This window comes from Paraburkholderia sp. J63 (assembly GCF_905220245.1).
Lineage (GTDB): Bacteria > Pseudomonadota > Gammaproteobacteria > Burkholderiales > Burkholderiaceae > Paraburkholderia.
In genome coordinates this window covers 97096-123177 of record NZ_CAJMZF010000022.1, presented here as the reverse complement: position 1 = coordinate 123177, position 26082 = coordinate 97096, and the positions used below count along the sequence as shown (strand labels likewise).

Annotated in this window: 22 protein-coding genes; 14 read left to right on the top strand and 8 right to left on the bottom strand. The window is 66.0% G+C overall.

Going from position 1 to position 26082, the window contains the following annotated elements; genetic code table 11:
* Nucleotides 1–136 precede the first annotated feature (136 nt).
* Complete coding sequence (locus U5775_RS23110; protein WP_322060414.1) at nucleotides 137–1510, bottom strand: purine-cytosine permease family protein; 1374 nt, start codon at nucleotides 1508–1510, stop codon at nucleotides 137–139.
* A 124-nt stretch (nucleotides 1511–1634) separates the two neighbouring features.
* A complete protein-coding gene (locus U5775_RS23105) occupies nucleotides 1635–2414 on the bottom strand; it encodes an SDR family NAD(P)-dependent oxidoreductase (RefSeq protein WP_322060413.1) in 780 nt (259 codons plus the stop codon).
* A gap of 283 nt (nucleotides 2415–2697) precedes the next feature.
* Between U5775_RS23105 and U5775_RS23100 the strand changes: the two genes are divergently transcribed.
* Nucleotides 2698–3684 (top strand): helix-turn-helix domain-containing protein, encoded by a 987-nt coding sequence (locus U5775_RS23100; RefSeq protein ID WP_322060412.1) that lies wholly within the window; start codon nucleotides 2698–2700, stop codon nucleotides 3682–3684.
* 25 nt (nucleotides 3685–3709) lie between these two features.
* Here the strand turns inward: U5775_RS23100 and U5775_RS23095 are convergent, their stop codons facing one another.
* Nucleotides 3710–4651, bottom strand: coding sequence for a LysR family transcriptional regulator (locus U5775_RS23095; protein ID WP_322060411.1), 942 nt, complete (start codon nucleotides 4649–4651; stop codon nucleotides 3710–3712).
* Nucleotides 4652–4998: 347 nt separating this feature from the next.
* Between U5775_RS23095 and tauA the strand changes: the two genes are divergently transcribed.
* The 3 genes from tauA (at nucleotide 4999) to U5775_RS23080 (ending at nucleotide 7844) form a co-directional block, all read left to right on the top strand.
* On the top strand, nucleotides 4999–6057 hold the full coding sequence (gene tauA, locus U5775_RS23090; RefSeq protein ID WP_322060410.1) for a taurine ABC transporter substrate-binding protein: 1059 nt from the start codon (nucleotides 4999–5001) through the stop codon (nucleotides 6055–6057).
* A gap of 67 nt (nucleotides 6058–6124) precedes the next feature.
* Nucleotides 6125–6940: a taurine ABC transporter ATP-binding protein gene (locus U5775_RS23085; protein ID WP_322060409.1), complete on the top strand. Its 816-nt coding sequence runs from the start codon at nucleotides 6125–6127 to the stop codon at nucleotides 6938–6940.
* Nucleotides 6933–7844, top strand: coding sequence for an ABC transporter permease subunit (locus U5775_RS23080; RefSeq protein ID WP_322060408.1), 912 nt, complete (start codon nucleotides 6933–6935; stop codon nucleotides 7842–7844). Before U5775_RS23085 ends, U5775_RS23080 begins: the two co-directional genes overlap by 8 nt.
* A 90-nt stretch (nucleotides 7845–7934) precedes the next feature.
* Here U5775_RS23080 and U5775_RS23075 read toward each other — a convergent pair whose 3' ends face one another.
* Nucleotides 7935–8699 carry an IclR family transcriptional regulator gene (locus U5775_RS23075; protein WP_322060407.1) on the bottom strand — a complete coding sequence of 255 codons (765 nt, stop codon included), beginning with the start codon at nucleotides 8697–8699 and terminating at the stop codon, nucleotides 7935–7937.
* A 239-nt stretch (nucleotides 8700–8938) separates the two neighbouring features.
* Between U5775_RS23075 and sauS the strand changes: the two genes are divergently transcribed.
* The 3 genes from sauS to U5775_RS23060 all read left to right on the top strand — a co-directional run bounded on the left by sauS (nucleotide 8939) and on the right by U5775_RS23060 (nucleotide 13568).
* Nucleotides 8939–10396: an acylating sulfoacetaldehyde dehydrogenase gene (gene sauS / locus U5775_RS23070; RefSeq protein WP_322060406.1), complete on the top strand. Its 1458-nt coding sequence runs from the start codon at nucleotides 8939–8941 to the stop codon at nucleotides 10394–10396.
* Nucleotides 10393–12075 (top strand): AMP-binding protein, encoded by a 1683-nt coding sequence (locus U5775_RS23065; protein WP_322060405.1) that lies wholly within the window; start codon nucleotides 10393–10395, stop codon nucleotides 12073–12075. Before sauS ends, U5775_RS23065 begins: the two co-directional genes overlap by 4 nt.
* Before the next feature lie 110 nt (nucleotides 12076–12185).
* Nucleotides 12186–13568 (top strand): MFS transporter, encoded by a 1383-nt coding sequence (locus U5775_RS23060; protein WP_322060404.1) that lies wholly within the window; start codon nucleotides 12186–12188, stop codon nucleotides 13566–13568.
* Between the two features lie 3 nt (nucleotides 13569–13571).
* On the opposite strand, the gene U5775_RS23055 is transcribed toward U5775_RS23060, so the two are convergent.
* Entirely contained in the window at nucleotides 13572–14489 is a 918-nt protein-coding gene (locus tag U5775_RS23055; protein WP_322060403.1) for an NAD(P)-dependent oxidoreductase, read from the bottom strand.
* Between the two features lie 257 nt (nucleotides 14490–14746).
* Between U5775_RS23055 and U5775_RS23050 the strand changes: the two genes are divergently transcribed.
* From U5775_RS23050 to U5775_RS23020, 7 genes are all read left to right on the top strand, one after another.
* Entirely contained in the window at nucleotides 14747–14947 is a 201-nt protein-coding gene (locus U5775_RS23050; RefSeq protein WP_322060402.1) for a DUF3311 domain-containing protein, read from the top strand.
* A gap of 99 nt (nucleotides 14948–15046) precedes the next feature.
* Nucleotides 15047–16438: a sodium:solute symporter family protein gene (locus U5775_RS23045; protein WP_322060401.1), complete on the top strand. Its 1392-nt coding sequence runs from the start codon at nucleotides 15047–15049 to the stop codon at nucleotides 16436–16438.
* A 129-nt stretch (nucleotides 16439–16567) separates the two neighbouring features.
* On the top strand, nucleotides 16568–17977 hold the full coding sequence (locus U5775_RS23040; RefSeq protein ID WP_322060400.1) for a sodium:solute symporter family protein: 1410 nt from the start codon (nucleotides 16568–16570) through the stop codon (nucleotides 17975–17977).
* Between the two features lie 133 nt (nucleotides 17978–18110).
* Nucleotides 18111–19715, top strand: a complete 1605-nt coding sequence (locus U5775_RS23035; RefSeq protein WP_322060422.1) for an amidohydrolase — start codon at nucleotides 18111–18113, stop codon at nucleotides 19713–19715.
* Entirely contained in the window at nucleotides 19712–20719 is a 1008-nt protein-coding gene (locus tag U5775_RS23030) for a CobW family GTP-binding protein (protein WP_322060399.1), read from the top strand. Before U5775_RS23035 ends, U5775_RS23030 begins: the two co-directional genes overlap by 4 nt.
* Nucleotides 20720–20837: 118 nt before the next feature.
* Nucleotides 20838–21314, top strand: coding sequence for a hypothetical protein (locus tag U5775_RS23025; protein WP_322060398.1), 477 nt, complete (start codon nucleotides 20838–20840; stop codon nucleotides 21312–21314).
* Complete coding sequence (locus U5775_RS23020; RefSeq protein ID WP_322060397.1) at nucleotides 21311–21508, top strand: hypothetical protein; 198 nt, start codon at nucleotides 21311–21313, stop codon at nucleotides 21506–21508. The genes U5775_RS23025 and U5775_RS23020 overlap by 4 nt, the downstream gene beginning before the upstream one ends.
* Before the next feature lie 69 nt (nucleotides 21509–21577).
* Here U5775_RS23020 and U5775_RS23015 read toward each other — a convergent pair whose 3' ends face one another.
* From U5775_RS23015 to U5775_RS23005, 3 genes are all read right to left on the bottom strand, one after another.
* Entirely contained in the window at nucleotides 21578–22897 is a 1320-nt protein-coding gene (locus tag U5775_RS23015; protein WP_322060396.1) for an MFS transporter, read from the bottom strand.
* A 72-nt stretch (nucleotides 22898–22969) separates the two neighbouring features.
* On the bottom strand, nucleotides 22970–24607 hold the full coding sequence (locus tag U5775_RS23010) for a choline dehydrogenase (protein WP_322060395.1): 1638 nt from the start codon (nucleotides 24605–24607) through the stop codon (nucleotides 22970–22972).
* Nucleotides 24608–24891: 284 nt separating this feature from the next.
* Complete coding sequence (locus U5775_RS23005) at nucleotides 24892–25701, bottom strand: IclR family transcriptional regulator (RefSeq protein WP_322060394.1); 810 nt, start codon at nucleotides 25699–25701, stop codon at nucleotides 24892–24894.
* Nucleotides 25702–26082 lie beyond the last annotated feature (381 nt).

Sequence of the window (26082 nt, the reverse complement as noted above, 5' to 3'; positions counted from 1 at the left end):
CTGAACAGGTCGGGGTCGATATTCTCCAGGGTGCTGACGGCTCGCTTGAACATGGTCATTCCAGATTGAGTGAAAAATGGGGGGGGGGCTGTGGCCAGCCGGAGCCGATCCGCAAAGCCCGAACGAAGATTGCCGGTCAGTCGAGACTCAGCAGTGTCGATGCGGGCCGCGAGGCGCGCGCCGACGCCGCAAAGTAGTAGAGCACGCCCGGAACGAGCAGACTGGGGATCCAGCTCACATCGGCGCCAATGAGCCTGGCAAAATAACTGTGATAGAACGAGACATCCATGAACGGAATCGTGCTCGCGATGCCCGCGCAATAGATGGCGATCGTCTTCAGGTTGAACGTTCCGTACTGGCCGCGCGCGTCGTAGATGTCTTCGACGCTATAGCGGCCGTGGCGCACCAGATAGAAGTCCACCAGATTGATCGAGCTCCAGGGCACCAGCACGTAGATCTGCGCGTTCAGGATATCGGCGAAGTAGTCGTTGAAGTGGTATTGGGTGGCGATGGCAATCCAGGTGGACACGAGGAAAAGCGCGAGCAGCACGAGGAATTTCGTCGATTGGCGAATCTGCGTCATCTTGCGGAAGCCGCTGAAGATGGTGACCGACGACATATAGGCGCTATAGAGGCTCAGCACGTTGAACACCAGTACGCCGAGCACGATCACGATCAGCGCGGGACGCGACCACGCGCCGAACAGCGAGGCGATCGCGGTGCCCGGATCGTTGACGACCGAGGTGGTGACCGTCGCGAGCACCGCGCCCAGCGCCATCACGGCCAGCGACCCCAGCAAGCCGCCGAGATAGGTGTACCAGAAGGTGTCGCGGGTGCGCACGTTCTCGGGAAGGTAGCGCGAATAGTCGGCCACGTAGGGCCCAAAGCCGAGCGTCCACGACGCCGCCTGCGCCACGACCAGATTGAACGCACCGACCTGGAAGCCGTGCTTTGCCGCAAACAGCGGCACGTGCACGTTGTGGGAGCCGAACACGAGTGCCGCGGCCGCGACGAACACCACGAACGAGAGCACGGTCATCGCCGCGCCCAGACGGTGAATCAGCTCGTAGCCGATATAGCTGATGATGAACGTGAGGGCGCCGAACACGATGATGGCCTCGTTGTCCGTCATCGGGTAGATCGCCTTCATCGATTCGCGCATCACGACGCCATCGGCGGCCACGAACAGCACATACGCGAGCGTCACGATCACGAGCGGCAGCGCGGCCCCATAAACGCCAAACTGGGCGCGGCTTTGAATCATTTGCGGAATGCCCAGATGCGGGCCTTGCGCCGAATGGGCCGCCATGAAGATCGTGCCGATCACGTTGCCGATCACGAGCGCGACCATGGTCCAGAACAGACTCATGCCGGCGACGATGCCGAGCGTCCCCACGACGAGCGCGGTGACCTGCATGTTCGCGCTGAACCAGATGGTGAACAGCCGCTTCGGCGTACCGTAGCGTTCGCTGTGCGGAATGAATTCGATGCTGCGATTTTCGACGTCCATGGCGGCTTCTTCCTGAAGGTTGGCCGGCGCTGCTGCGCGGGCGGCTCGGATGAGGTGCCCACTCTAGGCTGCCGTTTTTTTCTCCACTATCGGATATCGGCAACTAAGGGTCTCCCCCGAGGCGTCAGAGCGCGGAAAAGCCGTTGTCGACGAACAGATGGGTGCCGTTGACGAAGCTCGATTCGTCGGAGGCGAGAAAGAGCGCCGCCGCCGCCACCTCAGAGGGTTCGCACAGGCGGCCTTGCTGCTGGGCGATGGCCGGTTCGGAAATATCCACGCCCATGGCCTGCAGGTCGTTGATTTCGCGAATGCCGTGCTGGGTGCGAATGAAGCCCGGCGCAATGGCATTGCAGCGGATGCCGCGATCGCGATACTCGATCGCAATGGCGCGCGCGAACATGTGGCACGCGCCTTTCGTGGTGTCGTAGAGCACTTCGCCGGGCGTTGCGCACACGGCCGAAATCGACGAGGTGCAGACGATGCTGCCCGCGCCTTTGGCGAGCATCTGGGGCAGCACGGCTTGCGTCATCAGGTACATGCTCTTGACGTTGACGGCCATGAGCCAGTCCCATTCGTCTTCCTCGATCTCGAGGAACGGCTTCACGATCAGCGTGCCGGCATGATTGAACAGCACGTCGGTGGGGCCGAACCGCTTTTCGGCGGCGGCGACGGCTTTCGCAACCTCGGCCTTTTTGGCCACGTCGGCGCCAAAGCCTGCCGCCTGCAGTCCCTCGTCGCGCAACTGCGCGGCAAGCGATTCGGCCGCGTAGCCGTCGCGGTCGACGATGGCGACCCGAGCGCCCTGGCGCGCGAACAGCTCCGACGCTGCGGCGCCGCATCCGCCCGCGCCACCGCTGACGATCGCAACCTTGCCTGCCAGACGGCCTTCGTTTCGTGAAGTCATGATTTCGTAATCCTCTTTTCGGTGGATCGCCAAGGCGCCATGAGTGAGTGCTCGGGATCGCCGCTGGGGGCGTGCGCCTCGGTGAGCATCTTGTGGCGTGCACCATTTCGGCGCGCCGCAGCGAAGGGTAGATGCGGCGGCGGGGTGCGCGCTATCGGATTTCGGCAAAGGGGCGGTCCGCAGCGCGGATTGGCGATATTTTTTGCGTTTTCGGGGTTTCCGCTAGAATTTGCGAGTGATTCAAAGGAGTGACCCAGCGGAATAACCCAGCGGTTGCGCACGGATGATGGCCCCCTCGTTTTTTGACTTCGAATCGGACACGAGCGCCCATGAGGCGGCTGGCGTGGTCGCGTATTGCGCCTTCACCGATGTCGACCAGCAGGCGCGCGTATTCGAAGACTGGCATCTCGACTACACGCAGATATCCAGTGGGAGCTTTCACGGCTCGTCGTCCATCGCCACGTTCGGCGGCGTCCGTATTCTGGTCGAGCGGCTCGACAAGGTCATTCTGCAGCGCGGCGCGGTGCCTGCGGGCAGGATTGCCGTGGCGGTGCCGCTGGAGCTCGAAGGCCACGCACGGATGTGCGGCGAGAAAAGCGGGCGTGACAGCCTGCACGTTTTTTCGAGCGGCCCGGATTTCGAATTCTTCTCTCCCGAGCAACATCTGCTGGTGAACGTCGAGATCGACGTGAGCCGTCTGCCGACGGAATCGCTGCGCGCTTTCGCGGGCTCGTTGCACGAGAGCCGCATGACGCCCGTGGTGCCCATGACGGCGCTTACCGCCGAGCGCCTGCGCAAGGTGCTCGGCCATGCGCTGAGCCTGTCGATGGGCGGCCCCGCGGGAGCCAGCGCGGGCCCGTTGCAGGGCGCGATTCTCTCGGTGCTGGCGGAGGCGGTGGAGACCACGCCGGTGGAACTGCTGCCGCGCACCGCCGCGCCAACGAGCCACTACGCGCTCGTGACCGAAGTGCAACGGCGGCTCGAGGCGGCCGAGACCTGTCCGCTCTCGATTGCCGAGCTATGCGGGCAGCTTGGCGTCAGCCGCCGCACGATCCAGTACGCGTTCCAGAACGCGCTCAATCTGAATCCCGTGGCTTACCTGCGCGCGGTCCGGCTCAATCACGTGCGCCGCGAGCTGCGGCTGGGCGAATCGGTGACGGCGGCCGCGATCAAATGGGGCTTCCTGCACCTCGGCGGATTTGCTCAGGACTACAAGAGAATGTTCGGCGAGCTGCCATCGGAGACGGCGAGGAAATACAGGCGCGCGTGATCTTCGCGAAGCCCACCCCCCATCCTCATTCGAGCGGAAACCCGCCCTCGAACGATTCCCGCAGAAACTCGATGAAACGCGTGACGGCGCGCGGAACGTGCACGCCATACGGGCGTACCACGTGCAATTGCGAGGCGAACGCGCCCACGGGCCGCCAGTCGGCCAGCAGCACGACGAGCTTGCGCGCCTGCAACGCCGAATGGGCGCTGAAGTCGGGCAACAGCGCGATGCCGAGATGCTCGAGCGCGGCATCGCGCAAGGCCTCGCTGTTGTTGGCCGCGAGCGGGCCGTTCACGGTCACGCTCACGCGCGACTGCGCGGCGCGGCGGCCCGTCTTCTCGAACGACCAGACGCCCGAGCCCGTCGTGCGCGGGTAGTAAAGGCAGTCGTGCGCCGCGAGGTCGGCCGGCGTCTTCGGTGTGCCGTGCTTCTTCAGATACGCGGGCGTCGCGGCAATCACCGAGCGGATGTCGCAAAGCTTCCACGCCACGTGCGTTTCCGGCACCTGCGCGCTATGGCGGATCGCGAGGTCGAAGCCTTCGCTCGCGATCGAGGTGAGCCGGTCCGAGAGTTCGAGCTGCACGCGGACCTCGGGGTTCGCGCGCGCGAATTGCGCGAGACGCGGCACGAGCTGCTGGCGCGCGAAGGCGACGGGCGCCGTGACGCGCACGGTGCCGCGCGGGACCTCGGCCATCTCGCGCACGCTCGCGAAGCTCGTGGCGATGCGCTCGAATTCCTCGCGCGTCTGCTCCACGAGCCGCTGGCCTGCTTCGGTGAAGCGCACGCTGCGCGTGGTGCGTTGCACGAGCGCGACGCCGGCCACGCGCTCGAGCTCGGCAATGCGCTGGCTCATGGCCGCCTTGCTCACGCCCAGGCGCGCCGCAGCCGCCGTGTAGCTGCCCTGCGCCGCGAGCACATTGAGCCAGTGCAGATGCATCCAGAGCGCCTCGACCTTCTGCGTATCCATGCAAGCGAATCCTGTCGTTCAAACCGGGAAATGACGCCGATGATAGCATCGCGCGCCGCCATTATTCAGCCGTGGTCCTGAGGATTGTTCGGCAATCCAAACAATGGGAAGGCGCGGGCGTGAAGTCCGCCCGAGGCGTGCATGGCAGGCCAGGACAGAAGGTGCACACGAACGGTGCAGGTGGGCGGCGCGTGGACTCAACGATCGTCACCGTCTGGTACTAACGCGCCCGATTTTTGTATGTCGATACTCATTTCACGCCGTGCCTGGCGATTCGAAAAGAATCCGTCTGATGATGCACGATCCGCGTGCACATCCATAGCGGCGCCCTGGATCTGGAGACCACAATGACTCGCATCGGATTGCATCAATGGCCGTACCGGCTAGCCCGCGCGTTGCGCTGCGCCACGGCGTTCGCACTGGCCGCGCTAGGCTGTGCCGTGTTCCAGCCTGCCCAGGCACAGGACAAGGAAGTGACCATTGCCTACCAGCAGATCGTGGATCCATGGGTTGTCGCCATTGCCGATGGCTCGATCGAAAAGGCCACGGGCTACAAGATCCACTGGCGGCAATTCGAATCGGGCGCGAAAGTGGCCACCGCGATGGCCTCGGGCGACGTGAAGATCGGCGTGATCGGCTCGAGCCCGCTGGCGGCCGCGGTGAGCCAGGGCGTGGACCTGCAGCTGTTCTGGATTCTCGACAACATCAATAACGCCGAGGCAATGGTCGTGCGCAACGGCTCGGGCATCGCCAGGCCGGCCGACCTCAAGGGCAAGACGATCGGCGTGCCCTTCGTCTCGACCACGCACTACCACACGATGTTCGCACTGCAGCATTGGGGCATCGACCCGTCCAGCGTGAAGATCCTCAACATGCAGCCGAACCAGATCGTGGCGGCCTGGGACCGCGGCGACATCGACGCCGCCTATGTCTGGGACCCCGCGCTCGCGGAGCTCAAGAAGAGCGGCAAGGTGCTCATCACCTCGGGCGACCTCTCGAAGCTCGGCAAGCCCACGTTCGACGGCATTGCCGTGGATCGCCAGTGGGGCGAGGCGCATAAGGACTTCATGGCGAAGCTCGTGCGGGCGATTGCCGACGCCGACGCCCAGTACCGCGCACACGCGGCGCAGTGGACCGCGGCCTCGCCGCAGGCGGCCGCGATCGCGAAGATGATCGGCGGCACGCCCGCCGACGTGCCGGGCTCGCTCTCGCTCTACGCGTTCCCGACCATTCAGGAACAGGCCTCGGCGCAATGGCTCGGCGGCGGCGAGACGAGCCGCGCGGCGTTCGCGCTCAAGGATACGTCAGCATTCCTGAAGAATCAGAAGCAGATCGGCGACACACTGCCCGACTATGCGAAGTTCGTGACCCCCGCTTATGCCGAAGCCGCCATGAAGCTCCGATAAACCCGACGCGGGCCGCCGCCCGTGCGTCGGTGCGGCGGCACTTCAATGAAGAGAGCGAGGAGAGAACATGGAAACCATGACCGTCAAGGACGTGAGCGTGATGTTTCCGGGCCGCACGCGCGGGCAGACCGTGCATGCGCTCGACCGTATCAACCTGACCATTCATTCGGGCGATTTCGTCGTGGCGCTCGGCGCCTCGGGCTGCGGAAAGACCACGCTGCTCTCGCTAATGGCGGGCTTCATCGCCCCCAGTGAAGGCGAGTTGCTGCTAGGCGGCGCGCCGATCGCGGGCCCCGGATCGGACCGCGGCGTCGTGTTCCAGAAGCACGCGCTGCTGCCCTGGCTGAACGTGATCGACAACGTGGAGTTCGGGCTGAAGCTGCAGGGCGTTGGCAAGGCTAAGCGCCACGAAATCGCCGTGCGCAATCTCGCGCTCGTGGGCTTGCAGGACTTCCAGAAGCACATGATCTACCAGCTCTCGGGCGGTATGCAGCAGCGCGTGGGCATTGCCCGCGCGCTCACCTGCGATCCGGCCATGCTGCTGATGGACGAGCCCATGGCCGCGCTCGACGCGCTCACGCGCGAGACCATCCAGGAGCTGCTGCTCGACGTCTGGCGCAACACCAGCAAGATGTTCTTCTTCATTACCCACAGCGTGGAGGAGGCGCTGTTCCTCGCGAGCCGGCTGATCGTCATGTCGCCGCGCCCGGGCCGCATCACGCATACCTACGAGCTGGATTTCAACCGGCGCTTTCTCGCCACGCGCGACGCGCGCGCGATCAAGTCCAGCCCCGATTTCATCGAGATGCGCGAGCGCGTGCTCAGCATCATTTACGGCGACGAGAGAATGCACGACGCCGAAGCCGAGGTCTCTCATGGCTAGTCTGAAATCGCTTCACGTCATGCACGCCCAGTCGGGAGAAGCGGGCGACACGTACCAGCCGCCGCGCAAACCGGGGCGCCGGCCGCGCCTGCTCGCCAAGCGCCCCGTGCGGCCCGGCGACACATTCGGCGTGCCGGGCCACGGCAGCAGTGCGCTGACGAGCCTCGTGACCATCGCGGCGCTGCTCGGCCTCTGGTTCGCGGCCACGTACTGGCATTGGGTCAAGCCGTTGTTCCTGCCTTCGCCGCTGGCCGTCTACAACAAGTTCATTCTGGTCGCGACCGAGGGCTTCGCGAATTCGACGCTCGCGCAGCATACGGGCATCAGCTTGCTGCGCGTGTTCGGCGCGTTCGCGCTCGCCTGCGTGACCGCGATTCCGGTGGGCGTGATGATGGGCGTCTCGCGCTTCGCGCGCGGCATATTCGATCCGCCCATCGAGTTCTATCGTCCGCTGCCGCCGCTCGCGTATCTGCCGCTCATCATCATCTGGTTCGGCATCGGCGAGTTCTCGAAGATCCTGCTGATCTATCTGGCGATCTTCGCGCCGCTCGCGATTGCCGCGCGCGCCGGCGTGCGCTCGGTCTCGATCGAGCAGATTCACGCGGCCTACTCGATGGGCGCCACGCGCACCCAGGTGGTCTGGCACGTGATCCTGAAGTCGGCGATGCCGGAAATCTTCACGGGAATGCGCATCGGCATCGGCGTGGGCTGGACGACGCTGGTGGCCGCGGAAATGGTCGCGTCCACGAGCGGCCTCGGCTTCATGGTGCTCAACGCCGCCGAGTTCCTGTCGAGCGACGTCGTCATCATGGGCATCATCGTGATCGGGTTCTTCGCGCTGTGCTTCGACATGCTGATGCGCTATATCGAGCGAGTGGCTGTGCCGTGGAAAGGGCGGGTTTGATTTGCGAATGAAGCGATGAGCTCGGTGGCTGCGGCGGCGTACGAAACATCCAAAGTGCGCCGCCGCAGCGTTATTGCTTCGCGGGCGCCTTCACGTGCTGAACGTTTTTGCGGTTTCCTCGGCCGCGTGCCGCAGATCGGGCACGAACGCGAGCAGGTCGTCGAGCGTGACGCGCCCGACCGGCGCCTGCACGGCGATCGCCGCGCACGCGCGGTTGCGGTCGAGCATCACCGGCACCGCAATCGCGATCAAGCCCTGTAAGTGCTCCTGATTATTGATCGCGAGCTGGCGGCGGCGCGTGGCCGCGAGTTCCTTGCGCAGTGCGTCACGGTCTGTGATCGTGCGCTCCGAATGCGCGCGCAGCGGCAGCGTCTCGATCATGCGCTCGCGGCGCTCCTTGGGCAGAAAGCTCAGCAGCAGCTTGCCGCTCGCGGAGCAGTGCAGCGGCACGTGCGAGCCCGGCTGCAGATGCATGCGCAGCGGCCATTCGGTCTCCACGCGGTCCACGTAGACCACGTCGTTGCCCGCGAGCATCGTGAGATTGCAGGTCTCGCCGATCTTCTCGACGAGCGCTTCGAGCAGCACGTGCCGCGCCGCCGCGGGCCCGGCGTGCATCAGCACGTTCACGGCCATCATGCGCACGCGCGCCGAGCATTCGTAGAGCTTGTCGTTGGCGCCGCGCGTGACGAGCCAGGCGTCGGTGAGCTGCGCGAGGATCCGGTGCACGGTCTGCTTGGGCAGATCGAGCGCCTGGACGAGATCCATCATCGATAAAGGCTGGCCCGCCTGGGCAAGCGTCTCCAGCACGCGAAACGCGCGCACGGCGGCGGCATTCGATTGATTCGAGGTCGACACGCAAACTCCCATCCCATGCAAGTCGGCAGGCGCGAGGTGCGCCGAATGATTTGCAGTACTGCGTGCCGCTATTGTGCATCGCGCGACGCATTTTTCGGGACTATGGAAAGTCCCGAAATTTGCATTTTCCGCTGCGCCATTGGCGGGAGTTCGCGAATGCGCGGGAAACGGGACTCGCAGGCGCGCGCCGCTGCATAGATTGGCACAACAGCCAAATTTTCAGACCGGGAGTGCAGCCGATGAATGTCAGGGACACCATAGCCGCCGGCGCCGCGCGCGAATCCGCAGCGCCGGAGGCCGAGGCGCAGATCGCGAGCCTCGTCGCGCGCTCGCGCGCCGCGCAGCAGGCGTTCGAGTTCGCGGGCCAGGAGACGCTAGACACCGCCGCGGCCGCCGCCGCGTGGGCGATCATGGAGCCCACGCGCAATCGGCAGCTCGCGGAGCAGGCGGTGCGCGACACGGGCCTCGGCAACGCCGACGACAAGTTCCGCAAAAATTACCGCAAGACGCTGGGGCTGCTGCGCGACCTGCACGGCCAGAAGACTTGCGGCGTGATCGCGCGCGACGAGTCCCGAGGGATCGTCGAGATCGCGCGCGCGGTGGGCGTGGTGGCGGCCATCACGCCCTCGACGAATCCGGCCGCCACGCCGGCCAACAAGATCGTCAACGCGCTCAAATGCGGCAATGCGGTGATCGTCGCGCCCTCGCCGAAGGGCTATGACTCCTGCGCGCTCCTGATCGAATTCATCCACGCGCAGTTCGCGAAGGCGGGGCTCGACCCGGCGCTCGTGCAGATGCTGCCCGCGCCGGTGAGCAAGGCCGCGACGGCCGCGCTCATGCGCGAGGCCGATCTGGTGGTCGCCACGGGCTCGCAGGCGAATGTGCGCATGGCCTACACGAGCGGCACGCCGGCCTTCGGCGTGGGCGCGGGCAACGTGGCGTCGATCGTCACGCGCACGGCGAACCTTCGCGATGCGGCGCACAAGATCGCGGCGTCCAAGACTTTCGACAACGCGACGAGCTGTTCGTCGGAGAACAGCGTCGTGATCGAGGACGCGGTCTACGACGCCATGCTGCGCGAGCTGGCCGCCTGCGGCGGCGTGCTGCTCGACGCGCGGCAGAAGGCGCAATTGCAGGCGGCGATGTGGAGCGACGGCAAGCTCGCCGCGCGCTGCACTGCAAAATCGGCTGCGCAGATCGCGAGCATCGCGGGCCTTGATGACGTAGCGGCGGACGAGCCCGCATTCCTGATGGTCGAGGAAAGCGGCTTCGGCGCGAGCCATCCGTTTTCGGGCGAAAAGCTCTCGCCCGTGCTCACGGTCTACCGCGCGCGCGATCTGGACGCTGCCGCGGCCATCGTGCGCAAGCTCTATGCGTACATGGGCGCGGGCCACTCTGTGGGACTGCACACGGGCGCGCGAGGCGAGCACGACGAGGCCGTGACGCTGGGCTCGACGCTGCCGGTGGCGCGCGTGATCGTCAATCAGGCGCACTGCTTCGCGACGGGCGGCAACTTCGACAACGGCCTGCCGTTCTCGCTCTCGATGGGCTGCGGGACGTGGGGGCGCAACAACTTTTCGGACAACCTCGGTTTTCGCCAGTATTTGAACATCACGCGCGTGGCGTATCCGATCGAGGAGCGCGTGCCCGAGGTCGACGCGCTGCTCGGCGACTATTTCCGGAGGTTCGGCCAATGAGCGTGCCCGAGACGATCCGCGCGCTGATCGAGACGCGCGCCGCGCAATACCCCGACAAGCCCTTCCTGCTCGCGGCGCCCGACGAAGGCGATGAGGGTGGCAACGCAGACACCGCGAACGCCACGCTCACGTTCGGCGAGTTGCTCAAGCGCTGCCGCGTGCTCGAAACCCGCTTTCGCGACGCGGGCCTGAAACCCGGTGACGTGGTGTCGGTCATGATGGGCAACGGCATCCAGACGGCCACGCTGCTGCTCGGCGCGATGTATAGCGGCTTGATCGCGCATCCGCTGAACCTGCTGTGCCAGCCATCCCAGCTCGCCTATATCGTCGAGCACTCGGATTCGCGGATGATCTTCGCGAGCGCGCAGACGAGCGGCGCGCTTTCGGCGGCGATCGCCGCCCTGCGCGAGCAGGGCATGACGCGCGATATCGCGCTCGTGGGCACGGAGCCGGACGCCATCGCGCTGCCCCAGTTGCCTTCGTTGCCCGGGTCGCCGGTACTGCCCGCGCTGGAAGCGGTGGCGGCGGCTGCGGGCGTCGCGTCTGCATGGTCTGGCGCGGGCCAGGACGCCGAGGAAGCACCCGCGCGGGCCGAAGTGACCGCCGAAGTCACCGCAGCAGTCACCGACATCGCGCTGCTGATGTACACGTCCGGCACGACCGGCGCGCCCAAGGGCGTACTGCTGAGCCACGGGAACCTCTACGCGAACGCGCGCAACATCAGCGCCGAGCATCGCCTGGGCGCCGAGGACCGCGTGCTCGCTTCGTTGCCGCTCTATCACATCAACGGCCTCGTGGTGACCTTGCTCGCGCCGCTCTTTCATGCGGGCTCGGTCGTGCTGACGCCGCGCTTCTCGGCCAGCACGTTCTGGCGCGACGCAGCACGGTACGGCTGCACGTGGATCAACGTAGTGCCGACGATCGTCGCCTATCTGCTCAACGGCGACGAGCCGAACGGGCTCGATCTCTCCGCGCTCAAGTTCTGCCGCAGCGCATCGGCCGCGCTGCCCGCCGACCACCACCGCGCGTTCGAGGCGCGCTTCGGGATCGGCGTGATCGAGACCATGGGGATGACCGAGACCGCCGCGCCAGTATTCAGTAATCCCTACGATATGTCGCGGCGCAGGGTCGGCAGCATCGGCTTGCCTTCGGGCAGCGAGGCGCGCGTGATCGACCGTGACGGGCGCGAGTGCGCGCCGAACCAGTGCGGCGAGATCGTGCTGCGCGGCAGCCAGATCATGCGCGGCTACTACAAGCGCCACGACGACACCGCGAAAGCGTTCACCGCCGATGGCTGGCTGCGCACGGGCGACCTCGGCTATTGCGACGACGAGGGCTATTTCTACATCAACGGCCGCTCGAAGGAACTGATCATCAAGGGCGGCGAGAACATCGCGCCGCGCGAGATCGACGAGGCGCTGCTGCGCCATCCGGGCGTGCTCGACGCGGCGGCCGTTGGCGTACCCGACCCCGCCTACGGCCAGGAGATCGTCGCGTTCGTGGTGCCGCGCGAGGACCACTGGCCAGGTGAGCCCGATGCGGCCGAGCTGCGCGCGCATTGCCTGCGCGAGCTGGGCCGCTACAAGACGCCGAGGGAATTCCGCTTCGTGAGCGAGCTGCCGCGCGGTCCCTCGGGCAAGGTTCAGCGGCTCAAGCTCGTGGCGCCCGCGAGCGGATGAGGGGCGTCGTCGTTCCGTGGTGGCAGCTTGCCCCGGCAAAGCCGCCGGGGTTGTGAAATGGGTTGTGAAGCGAGTTGCAAAGCACACAAAAGACATTGGATGGAGACAACATGAAACAGCACGCACAGCGCGTGAAGACGCGCCATATCATTCTGGCGGTCATGTGTCTGATGTATTTCATCTCGTACATCGATCGCGTGAACATCGCCGTCGCCGGGCCGCTGATCCGCCACGAAATGGGCCTCACCACGGTGCAGCTCGGCCTCGTGTTTTCGGCGTTCGCGTATCCGTACGCGGCCATGCAGATCATCGGCGGCTGGCTCTCGGACAAGTACGGTCCCAAGCTCGTGCTCACCGTGCTCTCGCTGATCTGGGGCGCGGCGACGCTCGCGACGGGCTTTGCGGGCGGCGTCGGCATGCTGGTGCTGCTGCGCTTCGCGCTGGGCGTGGGCGAGGGCGGGGCGTTCCCCACCGCGACGCGCGCCTTCACCTACTGGATGCCCGTGGGCGAGCGCGGCTTCGCGCAGGGCATCACGCACAGCTTCGCGCGTCTGGGCGGCGCCGTTACGCCGCCGCTCGTGCTTGCCGTGGTGGTCGCGGGCGGCTGGCGCGACGCGTTCATCCTGCTCGGCATCGCGAGCCTCGCGTGGACGGTGCTCTATCTGTGCATATTCACTAATTCGCCCGAGCAGAACCGGCGCGTCACGCCCGAGGAGACCGCCGAGATCGGCTACCGGCGCGGCGACTGCGAACGCGCGAAGCGCATGCCCACGCCGTGGCGCAAGCTCGTGCGGCGCATGTGGCTCGTCACCTTCGTCGACTTCTGCTATGGCTGGCTGCTGTGGGTCTATCTGACCTGGCTGCCTTCGTATCTCAAGGAGTCGCGCGGCTTCGACCTCAAGCACCTCGCGCTGTTCACGGCGCTGCCGCTGCTCGCGGGCGTGGTGGGCGACACGCTGGGCGGCGTGGTCTCGGACCGGCTCTTCAAGTGGACGGGCCGCCTGCGCTTTGCGCGCTGCTCGGTGCTCGTGACGGGCATGGGCGGCTCGCTCGCGTTCCTGCTGCCGATGGTGTCCGCCACCAACCCGATCAACGCGGTGATCTTTCTCTCCGCCTCGTTCTTCTTCCTCGAGATCACGAATCCGGTGCTCTGGACGCTGCCGCTCGACATCGCAGGCAAGTACGCGGGCACGGCGGGCGGCATGATGAACACGGGCTTCGGCATCGCGGGCATGGTCTCGCCTGTCGTGTTCGGCTACCTGATCGAGCGCACCGGCAGCTATAACGTGCCGTTCACGATCTCGGCGGGGCTGCTCGCGCTCGGTATCGTCGCGGCGCTCTTCATCGATACGAGCCGCACGGTCGAAGCCGACGAGGAGCGCGAGCGGCGCATGGGCACGGCCGATGCCGGCGCCTTCGCGTTCCTCGATTCGATGCCCACGGTGCGGCTCGAGCGGCATACCTTGCGGCGGCCGCTGCGGTGGTGGCGCTGAGGGTTATGAACCGCCGTCGAGCTTGCGCAGGCGCCAGATCAGGCTCGACGTATCGAAGCGGCTGCCGCCGAGGCGCTGCACGTCGCCATAGAACTGGTCGATGAGCGCCGTGACCGGCAGCGCCGCGCCGTTGCGCTTCGCCTCGTCCAGACAGAAGCCGAGGTCCTTGCGCATCCAGTCCACGGCGAAACCGTAGTCGAACTTGCCGGCCATCATCGTCTGGCCGCGGTTGTCCATCTGCCAGCTCGCCGCGGCGCCCTTGCCGATCACGTCGAGCACGACCGCCATGTCGAGGCCCGCGCGCTCGCCGAAGTTGATCGCCTCGGCCAAGCCCTGAACCACGCCGGCGACGGCGATCTGGTTGACCATCTTCGCGAGCTGGCCCGCGCCCGCCGCGCCGATCAGCGTGACGGCCGCCGCGTAGTGGGCGAGCGTGGCCTCGGCGCGCGCAAAGCTCGCGGCGTCGCCGCCGCACATGATCGTGAGCTTGCCGTTCTGGGCGCCCGACTGGCCGCCCGAGACCGGCGCGTCGATGAAGTGCAGGCCGAGCGGCGCGGCGCTTGCCGAGAGCTCGCGTGCGACGTTGGCCGAGGCGGTCGTGTGGTCGACGAACACCGTGTCGCGCGCCATGCCCGCGAAGGCGCCGTCCGGGCCGAGCGCGATGCTGCGCAGGTCGTCGTCGTTGCCGACGCACGCGAGCACCAGCTCGGCGCCCTGGGCCGCTTCGCGCGGCGTCGGCGCCGAGCGTCCACCGTATTCGGCGACCCATTGCGCGGCCTTGGCGGCGGTGCGGTTGTAGACGGTCACGTCGAGCCCGGCCTTCGCGAGATGGCCGGCCATCGGATAGCCCATCACGCCGAGACCCAGAAACGCGACGCGGCGTACCGGATTGGGTGTGGACGAGGTTGCGGATTGGCTCACAGTGGCTCCTTGGGGTGGGGAGGGGTGGGCTTCATTATGTCAGCTATCGCCCGGGAAGCTGTGCAGGGGCCGAATCGCCAATCGGGAAGTGGGAATTGGACTCAACGAATGTGCGCATCTGGTACTAACCCCGTGTGCTTTTGTCCGCCGATACTCGATTCGACCAATAAGACGATCGCGGTGCGTGGCTGGCGTACGAGGCCCCGCCGCCGGCAGTCAATCGAAAACATCGGCTTTGCATGGGACAGGAGACAGCGATGCTCAAATATCTGATCGGAATCGGCCTGCCTTATCTGGGCGTCGTCGGCATGCTGCCCTGGGTGGCCGCGCAGAACAGCTATGTCTTCGGCGTGCCCTTCATCTACGCGTGGATCTTCGCGTGGTTCCTGCTGACCTCCGCTTGCCTCTTCGTCTGCTGGCACTGCTTCGACCGGCACCGCTACGCGAACGAGGCTTGACCAGCCGGCTTTAGCCCGAACCCGCGCCGAACCGCGCGGTGGCGCAGCCGCTCGCGTACCGCCGCCTGTCCTCGTCGTCTGCATTGTGGAGCGCCGCGAATGTCCACTCTCGTCTTCTCGCTGCTGATCGCGCTTTCGCTGTACCTGGCCATCCGCTCCCGGCGCGGCCACGGCAAGCAGAGCATGCACGACTTCTTCGTGGCCTCGCGCCAGTTCGGCGTCGCGCTCGTGTTCTTCCTCACGGCGGGGGAGATCTACAGCATCGGCACGATGGTCGGCTTTCCGGGCGCGATCTATGCGAAAGGGCCCACGTATGGCGTGTGGTTTCTCGGCTATATCCTGCTGGCCTATCCCATCGGCTATTTCATCGGCCCGCGCATCTGGGAAGCGGGCAAGCAGCATAACGCGATCACGCAGGCGGACCTGTTCAAGGGCCACTACCACAGCCGCGCGCTCGAGCTGATCGTTGCGGGCTCAGCCATCCTGTTCCTGATCCCTTGGGGCGAACTGCAGTTCACGGGACTCGCCGCGGCGCTCAAGGGCCTCGGCTGGCACGTCGATCCGGTCTGGCTGATCGTCGTGTGCGCGGCGCTCGCCTTCACCTATATCGCCATTTCGGGCGTGCGCGCTTCGGCCTGGATCGCCGTGCTCAAGGACATCCTGATGCTGCTCGCCATCGTCATCACCGGTGTGGCGGCCGCGTGGAAGGCGGGCGGTGCGCACGAGGTGTTTCAGGCCGCGAGCCATCACGTGAGCAACGCCATGACGTCCTCGCAACTGCGTTTCTCCATGAGCACGATCGTGTTCCAGTCGCTCGGCTTCCATATGATGCCGTTCGCCGCGCAGGGCTTCTTCACCGCGCGTGGGCCGAACACGATCCGCCGCACGCAGATCGCGATGCCGCTCTATATGCTGATGTACCCGTTTCTCGTGGTGGCCGCGTACTACGCGATCAGCGCGAACCTGAAGCTCGCCTCGCCCAACGACGCGTTCTTCGCGGCGGCCGTTCATTTGCTGCCCGACTGGCTGCTCGGTCTCGTCGCCGCGGGCGCCGCGCTCTCGGGGCTGCTCGTGCTCGCGGGCATCTGCCTCGCAATCGGGCCGATCGTCACGCGCAACCTCATGCCGAACCTGCCCGAGTCGCGCCAGAAGCGTACCGCCAAGTTCGTGATCGTCGCGTATCTGCTGGTGTCGATCCTCACCACGCTGCTCACGCCGAACTTGATGCTCTCGCTCATCAACACGACGCTCTACGGCGTCACGCAGTTCCTGCCCGGCATGCTGATCCTGCTCGCGCGGCGCCGCGTGCGCGGGGGCGTGGTGGCGGCCGGCATCGTCTGCGGACAGGGGCTCGCGATCGCGTGCTATGCCCAGCATATCGATTTCGGCGGCATCAATCTGGGGCTCGTGTGCCTCGGCGTCAACGTGCTCGTGGTATTCGCGGGGCACATCCTGATGCGGCCTTCGGGGCGGCGCTATGTCATGTCCTGACCGCTATCTGCCGTTCCAGGGCGGGGCGAGCCGGCCGCCCGCGCAAACCGGCGGTGACCGGCGCGGCGGCCCGGCCGCTTGCCATCATCGCGTCGCCCATTTCATCGTCGCCCTTGCGGAGAGCCGCGCATGTCCACTCTCGTCTTCTCGCTGCTGATCGCGTTTTCGCTGTACCTGGCCATCCGTTCGCGGCGCGGCCACGGCAAGCAGAGCGTGCACGACTTCTTCGTGGCCTCGCGCCAGTTCGGCGTCGCGCTCGTGTTCTTCCTCACGGCCGGGGAGATCTACAGCATCGGCACGATGGTCGGCTTTCCGGGCGGCATCTATGCGAAGGGGCCGACCTACGGGGTCTGGTTCCTCGGCTATATCCTGCTTGCCTATCCGCTGGGCTATTTCATCGGCCCGCGCATCTGGGAAGCGGGCAAGCTGCATAACGCCATCACGCAGGCGGATCTCTTCAAGGGCCACTACCGCAGCCGCGCGCTCGAACTGATCGTTGCGGGCTCATCGATCCTGTTCCTGATTCCCTGGGGCGAGCTGCAGTTCACGGGCCTCGCCGCCGCGCTCAAGGGCCTCGGCTGGCATGTTCAGCCCGTCTGGCTGATCCTCGTGTGCGCGGCGCTCGCCTTCACCTATATCGCCATTTCGGGCGTGCGCGCCTCGGCGTGGATCGCCGTGCTCAAGGACATCCTGATGCTGCTCGCGATCGTCATCACCGGTGTGGCGGCCGCGTGGATGGCGGGCGGCGCGAACGAGGTGTTCCAGACTGCGAGTCATCACGTGAGCAACGCCATGACGGCCCCGCAACTGCGCTTCTCCATGAGCACGATGCTGTTCCAGTCGCTAGGCTTCTACATGATGCCGTTCGCCGCGCAAGGCTTCTTCACCGCGCGCGGGCCTAACACGATCCGCCGCACGCAGATCGCGATGCCGCTTTATATGCTGATGTATCCGTTTCTCGTGGTGGCCTCGTACTATGCGATCAGCGCGAACCTGAAGCTCGCCTCGCCCAACGACGCGTTCTTCGCGGCGGCCGTTCATTTGCTGCCCGACTGGCTGCTCGGTCTCGTGGCCGCCGGCGCCGCGCTCTCGGGGCTGCTCGTGCTCGCGGGCATCTGCCTCGCGATCGGGCCGATCGTCACGCGCAACCTCTTGCCGAACCTGCCCGAGTCGCGCCAGAAGCGCACCGCCAAGTTCGTGATCGTCGCGTACCTCATGGTGTCGATCGTCACCACGCTGCTCACGCCCAATCTCATGCTCTCGCTCATCAACACGACGTACTATGGCGTCACGCAGTTCCTGCCCGGCATGCTGATCCTGCTCGCGCGGCGCCGCGTGCGTGGGGGCGTGGTGGCGGCCGGCATCGTCTGCGGCCAGGGCCTCGCGATCGTATGCTATGCGCTGCATATCGGCTTTGGCGGCATCAATCTGGGGCTCGTGTGTCTCGGCGTCAACGTGCTCGTGGTGTTCATGGGGCACATCCTGACGCGCCCGTCCGGGCGGCGCTACGGCATGCACGACCCCGTTCACCATTCGTAAGGAGTTGAGCCTCTCAATGAATCCGCACGCACCGTCCTCGTCATCTTCCGCGTCGTCATCGTCGATTCCGTCTGGCCAGCCCGGAGGCAGCGCTGGTCCAGTCACGGTTTTCGCGGCGCGCCGCATCCTCACGATGAACCCGAGCCAGCCGCACGCGACGCACGTGGCCATGCGCGACGGCCGCATTCTCGCAGTGGGCACGGACGAGGACGCCGCGCAGTGGAAGGCGCAACTCGGTGCATATGCACTGGACGAGACGCTGCGCGACAAGGTGCTGATGCCGGGGCTCGTGGAAGCGCACTGCCACCTGATGGAAGGCGCCGTCTGGGACGCGGCTTACGTGGGCTACTACGACCGGCGCGGCCCGGACGGCACGCTATGGCCCGGCCTGCGCACGCTCGGCGCGGTGCTGGCACGCCTCGCCGAAGCCGAACGCGCGATGACCGACGACGGCCCGCTGCTCGCCTGGGGCTTCGACCCGATCTACTTCGGCGCGTCGCGCCTTACGACGCGCGAGCTCGACACGGTCTCGGCGAGCCGCCCCATCGCGATCCTGCATGCGAGCGTGCACTTGATGAACGTGAACAGCGCGATGCTCGCACTGGCCGGCATCGACGAGGACACCGACATCGACGGCATCGCGCGCGACGCGCAAGGCCAGCCGACGGGCGAGCTTCAGGAGTTCGCGGCGATGTTCCCGATTTATCAGGTGATCGGCGGCAAGCTCGCGATTGCCGCGAGCGAGAAGCCGCACGCGGTCTGGAATTTCGGCCGCGTCGCGCAGCTCGCGGGCGTGACGACGGCCACCGATCTCGTGAACGACCTCTCGCCCGCAGGCAACCAGACCTTGCACAGCGTGACCGCCGACCCCGACTATCCGGTGCGCATCGTCCCCGCGTTCGCGCCGCAGCGCAATCCCGCGCAGCGCGCACAAGGCGTGCTGGAGGCGATGGCGGGCAACACCGACAAGCTGCGCTTTGGCCCGGTGAAATTCATCGTCGACGGATCGATCCAGGGCTTCACGGCGCGCGTGCGCTGGCCCGGCTACGCGGGCGGCCAACCCAACGGCCTGTGGCTGATCCCGCCGGGGCAACTGGTCGAGGTGTTCGAGCCGTACCATTGCGCGGGGCTCCAACTGCATATCCACACCAATGGCGACGAAGCGACCGAAGTCGTACTCGATGCGCTCGCAACGATCCTCGCGCGGCATCCGCGCCCCGATCACCGGCATACGCTGCAGCACTGCCAGATGGCGGACGCGGCGCAGTTGCGGCGCATTCGCGCGCTAGGCCTGTGCGTGAACTTCTTCGCGAATCACATTTACTACTGGGGCGATGCGCATTATGGCCAGACCATGGGCCCGGATCGCGCGAACCGCATGGACCCGGCCGGCTCGGCGCAGCGCCTCGGCATTCCCTACGCGCTGCATTCGGATGCGCCCATCACGGCGCTGAGCCCGCTCTTCACGGCATGGTGCGCGGTGCGGCGCGAGACGGCCTCTGGGCGCGTGCTCGGCGAAGCCGAGCGGCTCAGCGTGGACGAGGCGCTTTATGCGATCACGCTGGGCGCGGCGTATACGCTGCGACTCGATCATCTGATCGGCAGCATCGAGGTAGGCAAGTTCGCCGATTTCGCGGTGCTCGACGAAGACCCGAGCACCTGTGCGCCCGAGCGCCTGAAGGACGTGCCCGTATGGGGCACGGTGCTCGGCGGACGCGTGCTGCGCGCGCCGCGATGAAAGCCGCCGCCGCGCCATCGCCGAATCGCGCGCCTATCGACCTCGCCGTGGTCGGCGGCTATCTCGGCGCGGGCAAGACCACGGTGGTCAACCGCCTGCTGGAAGCGCCGCACGGCAAGCGCATTGCGGTGCTCGTCAACGACTTCGGCGCCGTGAACGTCGACGCGCGGCTCGTGCGCGCGCGCAGCGACGACGTGATCGAGCTCGACAACGGCTGCATCTGCTGCACCATTGGCGGCGCGCTCGTCGATGCGCTCTCGCGCGTCGCCTCGCGCGAGGAGCGGCCGGACCTGCTGCTGATCGAGGCGAGCGGCGTCTCGGACCCGGCGAAGATCGCGCAGGTGGGCTTGCTCAACGGCGCGTTCCGCCTGACCGCGGTGCTCGTGATCGCCGACGCGCTCGAACTCGTGCATACGCTCGCCGATCCGCTCGTGGGCGCGATGGCGCAGCAGCAGATCGACAGCGCGAGCGCGGTGATCGTCACCAAGCTCGACCTGATCGAAGCCGACGCGCGCGAGCGGGCCGTCGCGGACGTGCGCGCGCTCGCGCCCACCGACATCGTCGTGGCCGCCGATCACGGACGCGTGCCGCTCGCGCTGCTGTTCGACGCCAGCGTGCCGGAGCAGCGCGCGCTCGCCGATGCGGGGCGCTGGCAGCGCCGGCCCCTGGGGCTGACGATGCCGGCATTTCCCGCGTTCGCGAGCGTGGCGATTGCGGTGCCCGAAGTGCTGGACAAGGCGCGCTTGCGCGCGTGGCTGAAGGCGCTGCCGCGCACGGTTTTGCGCGCGAAGGGGTTCGTGCGGGTTGCCGACGCCGAGGGCTGGGTTAGCACGCGTGTGTGTCAGGTGGCGGCGCGGAGGTTGCGCATGACGGCGGTGACGAGCGGCGAGCACGGGGACGAGATGCACGATGGCGTGCTCGTATTCGTCGGATTTATCGATATGGAGACCGAAGTGAAATTGAGGGAGGGGCTACAGGGGTGCCTTTTGGTTGCGCAGGATTGAGCGCGCCTGTGCAACCGCGAGCTTTGAATCCGCGCTGGCGCACGGATTGATCACTCACAAGAATCGACGTTTAATCATCTGATAATATCGGCCCGGTTTGCATCTCCCGAACAACCGTATGAGGATGATGATGGCTTGTGGCGACTTTGCTAAGGCATTTACTGACAATATGAGTGCGCTCGGACTTCCTGCACCGAACAGCCTCTTCGGCAGCGTCCAAGCCGCGCTGGGTAATCTTGCAACGATGCTCAACGCATTGAAGGCAGTCGGTGCGAGAGCCACCGTTGTGGAGATGATGGGTGCTACGACCGGGCTGGAGCAGTTGGGAATCGTCGGCGCGCTGTCGGCTTCGTTTTACGTCGGAGCAGTGATCGGAAGTTTGATAGTTGCGGCTGATGCCGCAATGATCTGCACGGACGAAGATAAATCGCCCGCAAAACTGAGCTCTTCAAAAGTTCGGACTTGGGCGGCACGTCGACACATCGATATTCCCCCGCAAATGTATGTCTTCCTGGATCTTCACCCCGAAGTGGTGGTGGATCTCCCGCGCCGTCGGGGCTATGCTGCGTTGGCCGCCCAGAGGATGGCGGCATGAGCACGGTTCTCGACAAAGCCTCGTTGCTGCTCGCAGCGATCGCTTGTGCGGCAGCGGCCTGGGCCGTTCTGCATTACTCGGGCGAATGGTTTTTCCCCGCGGTGACGCTCATCGCACTGATTTCCCTCTACCTCGACAACAGGCGGCTACGTTCCATCCTGAAGGAACACGGCATTTCCCCGAGCAAGAAGTGAGAAAGCACCGCATATGCGGTGCTTTTGCGCGAGTCACGCCATATTTGCCGGCACCTCTGCCGGTACCTGTTATCGCACCCCACCCATCGCCACACGCCGCGCGCCCTGCTTGCGCCCCACCCACGCCGCCGAAAGCGCGCTGATGAGACCCGCGCACAGTGTATAGACACAGATGAGCCACGGATCGCCGCCGTTGCGCTGCAAAAGCCAGGTGGCCATGATCGGGCTGATGCCGCTCGCGAAGATCCCCGAGAACTGATACACGAACGAAATCCCCGAATAGCGCACATTGGCGTCGAACAGCTCCGCGAAGAGCGCCGCCTCGGGCCCATACACCGACGCATAGACGATACCGAGCGGAATGATCACCGCGATCCAGACGAGCAGCGGTTCGCCGCCGCTATGCTTCATGAGCCAGAAGCCGAAGAACGACGAGAAGCCCGTGAGCAGCGATCCCCAGAAGTAAATGCGCGCGCGGCCGATGCGATCCGAGAGCCGGCCAAAAAACGGAATCGCGAAGATCATCACGAAAGCGGCGGCCATGACCGCGAGCAGCGCGTCGGTACGCGGGATCTTGAGCGTCTGCGTGAGGTAGGCGATCGTGAAGACCGCGAACACGTTGAAGAACACGCCGTCGATGAAGCGCGCGCCCATGCCCGCGAGCACGTTGCCGGGATAGCGGGTGAGCACCTCGGCAATCGGCACGCGGATCTCGGCGCCGGCCTGCTTCACGCGCTCGAACTCGGGCGTCTCCATCACGCGCAGGCGAATGTACATGCCGATGGCCACGAGCGCGAACGAGAGGAAGAACGCGACGCGCCAGCCCCAGGCGAGAAACTGCGCATTGCTGAGCGTGGAGGAGAGCCCGGCGACCACGCCCGACGCGAGGCACAGCCCGATCGCGAGGCCGATCTGCGGAATGCTCGCAAAGAATCCGCGCTTGCCCTCGGGCGCGTACTCGAACGCCATGAGCACGGCGCCGCCCCATTCGCCGCCGAGGCCGAGGCCCTGCGCGATGCGCAGGACGAGCAGCAGCGTGGGCGCCCACAGGCCGATCTGCGCATAGGTGGGCACGGCGCCGATCAGCACGGTGGCGACGCCCATGATCGAGAGCGTCATCACCAGCATGCTCTTGCGGCCGAGCCGGTCGCCGAAGTGGCCGAAGATCATCCCGCCGAGCGGGCGGCTCAGAAAGCCCACGGCGAAGGTGCCGTAGGCGAGCATCGTCGAGATGAGCGGATCGCCGCTCGGGAAATAGAGCTTGTTGAATACGATGCCGGCGACCACGCCGTAGAGAAAGAAGTCATACCACTCGATGGTCGCGCCGATCAGGCTCGCAACGACCACGCGTCTCATCTGCCGGGCGTCGGCCCGTGGCAATGCGTTCATGGCTGTCTCCAGAATTCCGGAATAATAGTTAGATATCCTTCATGTGATGCAGGGCCGTGCGTGTCAAACGGATCAAACGTGTGCTTCCGCGTACTCTTTTTGCTGCGTGGCGAGGGCCGGACGGTCCTCGAGAATCATGTCGGCTGCTTTCTCGGCGATCATGATGACGGGCGCGTTGGTGTTGCCCGAAACCAGCTCCGGCATGATCGATGCATCCACCACGCGCAGGCCGCCGAGGCCGTGCACGCGCAGCCGTTCGTCGACGACGGCCAGCGCGTCGCCGCCCATCTTGCAGGTGCCCGCGGGATGGTAGATCGACTGGCTGTAGCGGCGCGCGGCCTCCAGCAGCTCGGCGTCGGTCTGGTACTGCGCGCCCGGCATGAACTCGGAGACGATGTGCGGCGCCAGCGAGGGCGCCTGGGCGATGCGGCGCGCCACCCGGATGCCGCCGATCACGACCGGATGGTCGCGCGCATCGGACAGGTAGTTCGCCTGGATGGCCGGATAGGCGAGCGGGTCGGTCGAGCGGATCTCGACGCTGCCACGGCTGTACGGCCGCAACTGGCAGACCGACGCCGTAAAGGCCGAGAACGGATGCGCGCCTTTGCCGGGCTTGTCGGCGCTCAGCGGCTGCATGTGGAACTGGATGTCCGGGCGCTCGACGTCGGGCCGTGAGCGCGTGAAGATCGCCACCTGGCTCGCGGCCAGCGTGAGCGGCCCGGTGCGCCAGAGCGCGTATTGGAGCCCGATCCACGCCTTGCGCAGCGGGTGATTGACTTCGTCGTTGAGGGTGCGCTCGCGCGTGCGGAAGACGAGCCGCACCTGCAGATGGTCCTGGAGGTTCTGGCCGACGCCGGGCAGATCGTGCAGCACGTTCACGCCGGCGTTGCGCAATACCTGCGCGGGGCCCACGCCCGAATGCTGAAGAATCTGCGGCGAGCCGATCGCGCCCGAAGCGAGTATCACCTCGATGCGTGCGCGCGCCCGCTTGCGCTCGCCGTCCTGCATGTACTCGACGCCCACGGCGCGGCGCCCTTCGAAGAGCACGCGGCAGGCCTGCGCGCGCGTTGCCACGGTCAGGTTGCTGCGATGGCGCGCGGGCTTGAGAAAGCCCTTCGCGGTGCTCCAGCGAAAGCCCTTATACGCCGTCTGCTGAAAATAGCCGACGCCTTCCTGGGTCGCGCCGTTGTAGTCGGGATTGAGCGGAATGCCGATGTCCTGCGCGGCCGCGATGAAGTGATCGGCGATAGGGCGGCGCAGCCGCAGGTCCGAGACTTTCAGCGGGCCGCCCACGCCGTGCCACTCGCTCGCGCCGCGCTCCTGGTCTTCGGACTTCCTGAAGTAGGGGAGCACGTCGGCGTAGCTCCAGCCGCGGTTGCCGAGCGCGGCCCATCTGTCGTAGTCCTCACGTTGTCCGCGTACATAGAGCAGGCCGTTGAGCGAGCTCGATCCGCCCAGCACCTTGCCGCGCGGCCAGTCGATCTGGCGGCCGGCCACGCCTTCATCGGGCTCGGTGCGATAGCACCAGTCGAGCGCGGGGTCGTGCATGGTCTTGAAGTAGCCAACCGGGACGTGGATCCACGGGTTGGAGTCTTCGCCGCCCGCTTCGAGCAGCAGTACGGTGTTGTGCGCATCGGCGCTCAGGCGGTTGGCGAGTACGCAGCCCGCCGACCCGGCGCCGACGATCAGGTAATCGACTTCGTGTTCCATGAATCCCGTCTCCTCGAAATCCTGGCGCGGCGCGGCGTGCCTTGCCGGTACGCCTTGTGCCGCGTTTTTTGAATCAATGTCGTGGATGGGGCGGGCGACGGCAAGCGCGAATCGTGCGCGCAGGCCGAAAGTGAAACGGAAACTGCGCAAACGGAATCAGAAGTCCGTGGCGCGGCGCGCGTGCTGCGCTGCCGAATGGGTTGAGGACGGGTTGAAGACGCGTGGAAAGTTGGGGAAAAACGTGGAAGAAAGCGTGGAGAAAAAGCGCCGGCGCTCGTTTCGCTCTACGAGAGTCCCTGAAGCAGCGGCGCGAGCCGGCTCGCCGTTTCCCGCATGCGGCCCACGGCCTCCAGCAGCTCGTTGAGCGTGGTGCGCGCCGTGGGCGCATGCACGGCGAGCGCGGCGAGCACGCGCTTGCTGGCGGGGTCCATCACCGGCACGGCGATCGCCACCATGCCGCGCACGAACTCCTCGTTGTCGATGCCGATGCCGCGCACCGCGAGCCGCTCCAGCTCGGTGGCGAGCACGTGAGGATCGGTGAGGGTGCGATAGGTCATCTTCGTGAGCACGAGGCGTTCGAGCAGCGCGTTGCGCTCGAGCGCCGTCATCTGCGAAAGAAACAGCTTGCCGCTCGCGGTGCAGTGCAGCGGTACGTGCATGCCCGGACGCATTTCCATGCGCAGCGGCTCCGTGGTCTCGACGCGCTCGATGTAGAGCACGCGGTCGCCGTCGAGCGCCGTGAGGTTGCAGGTTTCTCCGAGCGTTTCCACGAGCGCGCGCAGCAGCACGCGGCACGAGCGCGTGAAGGTGTTGTTGGCGAGCGTGGCCAGCGCGAGCTGTGTCGCGCGCGGGCCCAGCGCGATGCTGCGGTCGTAGCCGCGGGAATCGGGCATGTGGATCACGTAGCCGCGCGCTTCGAGCGAGTCGATGAGCCTCAGCAGCGTCGCCTTGGGAATGTGCAGCCGCGCGGACAACTGGGACAGCGTGTACGGCTGGCCTGCCGCGGCCAGGTGCTCCAGCACGACGAGCGCGCGCAGCACGCGTGCATCGTCCGTCGACGCTTCGTCGCGCGGCGCTGGGGCGGTGTCTCGCATGGGGTCTCCTCCGGAATGGGTCGGGGTTTTCCCCGGGTTTTCCTTAAGTCCGCTTTATTCGCCGCCAAAAGAGAATGTGCAGCGAGAATATGCAGCGCGCGGAAAATGGAACAAATTGTTCGAGTTTTCTAGCACATTTTGGAAATGACGCAAAGATTTTCAAGTTACGTAGCGGATTACCCTGATACGCGGCCCGCTGTACCAGGCGATAGCAGGCCACTGGTCCTACCTGCGCGGGTTGGGTCTGCCTAGAATTTTTTCAACGGAACGCAAAAGCCACGCGAGACGTGCAGGGCCGAATCGAAGAAAAAGCAGTTTTGTATCGGCGCCTTCATCGGATCAGAGACAAGCATCGGATGGGAGACAGGCATGACGAAAAAG

Excerpts from the sequence above, each read along its gene's own strand:
- U5775_RS23060 (WP_322060404.1), top strand. The coding sequence starts at position 12,186 with ATGAAACAGCACGCACAGCGCGTGAAGACGCGCCATATCATTCTGGCG.
- sauS (WP_322060406.1), top strand. The coding sequence starts at position 8,939 with ATGAATGTCAGGGACACCATAGCCGCCGGCGCCGCGCGCGAATCCGCA.
- U5775_RS23050 (WP_322060402.1), top strand. The coding sequence starts at position 14,747 with ATGCTCAAATATCTGATCGGAATCGGCCTGCCTTATCTGGGCGTCGTC.
- U5775_RS23025 (WP_322060398.1), top strand. The coding sequence starts at position 20,838 with ATGAGGATGATGATGGCTTGTGGCGACTTTGCTAAGGCATTTACTGAC.
- U5775_RS23100 (WP_322060412.1), top strand. The coding sequence starts at position 2,698 with ATGATGGCCCCCTCGTTTTTTGACTTCGAATCGGACACGAGCGCCCAT.
- U5775_RS23080 (WP_322060408.1), top strand. The coding sequence starts at position 6,933 with ATGGCTAGTCTGAAATCGCTTCACGTCATGCACGCCCAGTCGGGAGAA.
- U5775_RS23065 (WP_322060405.1), top strand. The coding sequence starts at position 10,393 with ATGAGCGTGCCCGAGACGATCCGCGCGCTGATCGAGACGCGCGCCGCG.
- U5775_RS23015 (WP_322060396.1), bottom strand. The coding sequence starts at position 22,897 with ATGAACGCATTGCCACGGGCCGACGCCCGGCAGATGAGACGCGTGGTC.
- U5775_RS23005 (WP_322060394.1), bottom strand. The coding sequence starts at position 25,701 with ATGCGAGACACCGCCCCAGCGCCGCGCGACGAAGCGTCGACGGACGAT.
- U5775_RS23095 (WP_322060411.1), bottom strand. The coding sequence starts at position 4,651 with ATGGATACGCAGAAGGTCGAGGCGCTCTGGATGCATCTGCACTGGCTC.
- U5775_RS23020 (WP_322060397.1), top strand. The coding sequence starts at position 21,311 with ATGAGCACGGTTCTCGACAAAGCCTCGTTGCTGCTCGCAGCGATCGCT.
- U5775_RS23085 (WP_322060409.1), top strand. The coding sequence starts at position 6,125 with ATGGAAACCATGACCGTCAAGGACGTGAGCGTGATGTTTCCGGGCCGC.
- tauA (WP_322060410.1), top strand. The coding sequence starts at position 4,999 with ATGACTCGCATCGGATTGCATCAATGGCCGTACCGGCTAGCCCGCGCG.
- U5775_RS23110 (WP_322060414.1), bottom strand. The coding sequence starts at position 1,510 with ATGGACGTCGAAAATCGCAGCATCGAATTCATTCCGCACAGCGAACGC.
- U5775_RS23040 (WP_322060400.1), top strand. The coding sequence starts at position 16,568 with ATGTCCACTCTCGTCTTCTCGCTGCTGATCGCGTTTTCGCTGTACCTG.
- U5775_RS23105 (WP_322060413.1), bottom strand. The coding sequence starts at position 2,414 with ATGACTTCACGAAACGAAGGCCGTCTGGCAGGCAAGGTTGCGATCGTC.
- U5775_RS23030 (WP_322060399.1), top strand. The coding sequence starts at position 19,712 with ATGAAAGCCGCCGCCGCGCCATCGCCGAATCGCGCGCCTATCGACCTC.
- U5775_RS23045 (WP_322060401.1), top strand. The coding sequence starts at position 15,047 with ATGTCCACTCTCGTCTTCTCGCTGCTGATCGCGCTTTCGCTGTACCTG.
- U5775_RS23010 (WP_322060395.1), bottom strand. The coding sequence starts at position 24,607 with ATGGAACACGAAGTCGATTACCTGATCGTCGGCGCCGGGTCGGCGGGC.
- U5775_RS23035 (WP_322060422.1), top strand. The coding sequence starts at position 18,111 with ATGAACCCGAGCCAGCCGCACGCGACGCACGTGGCCATGCGCGACGGC.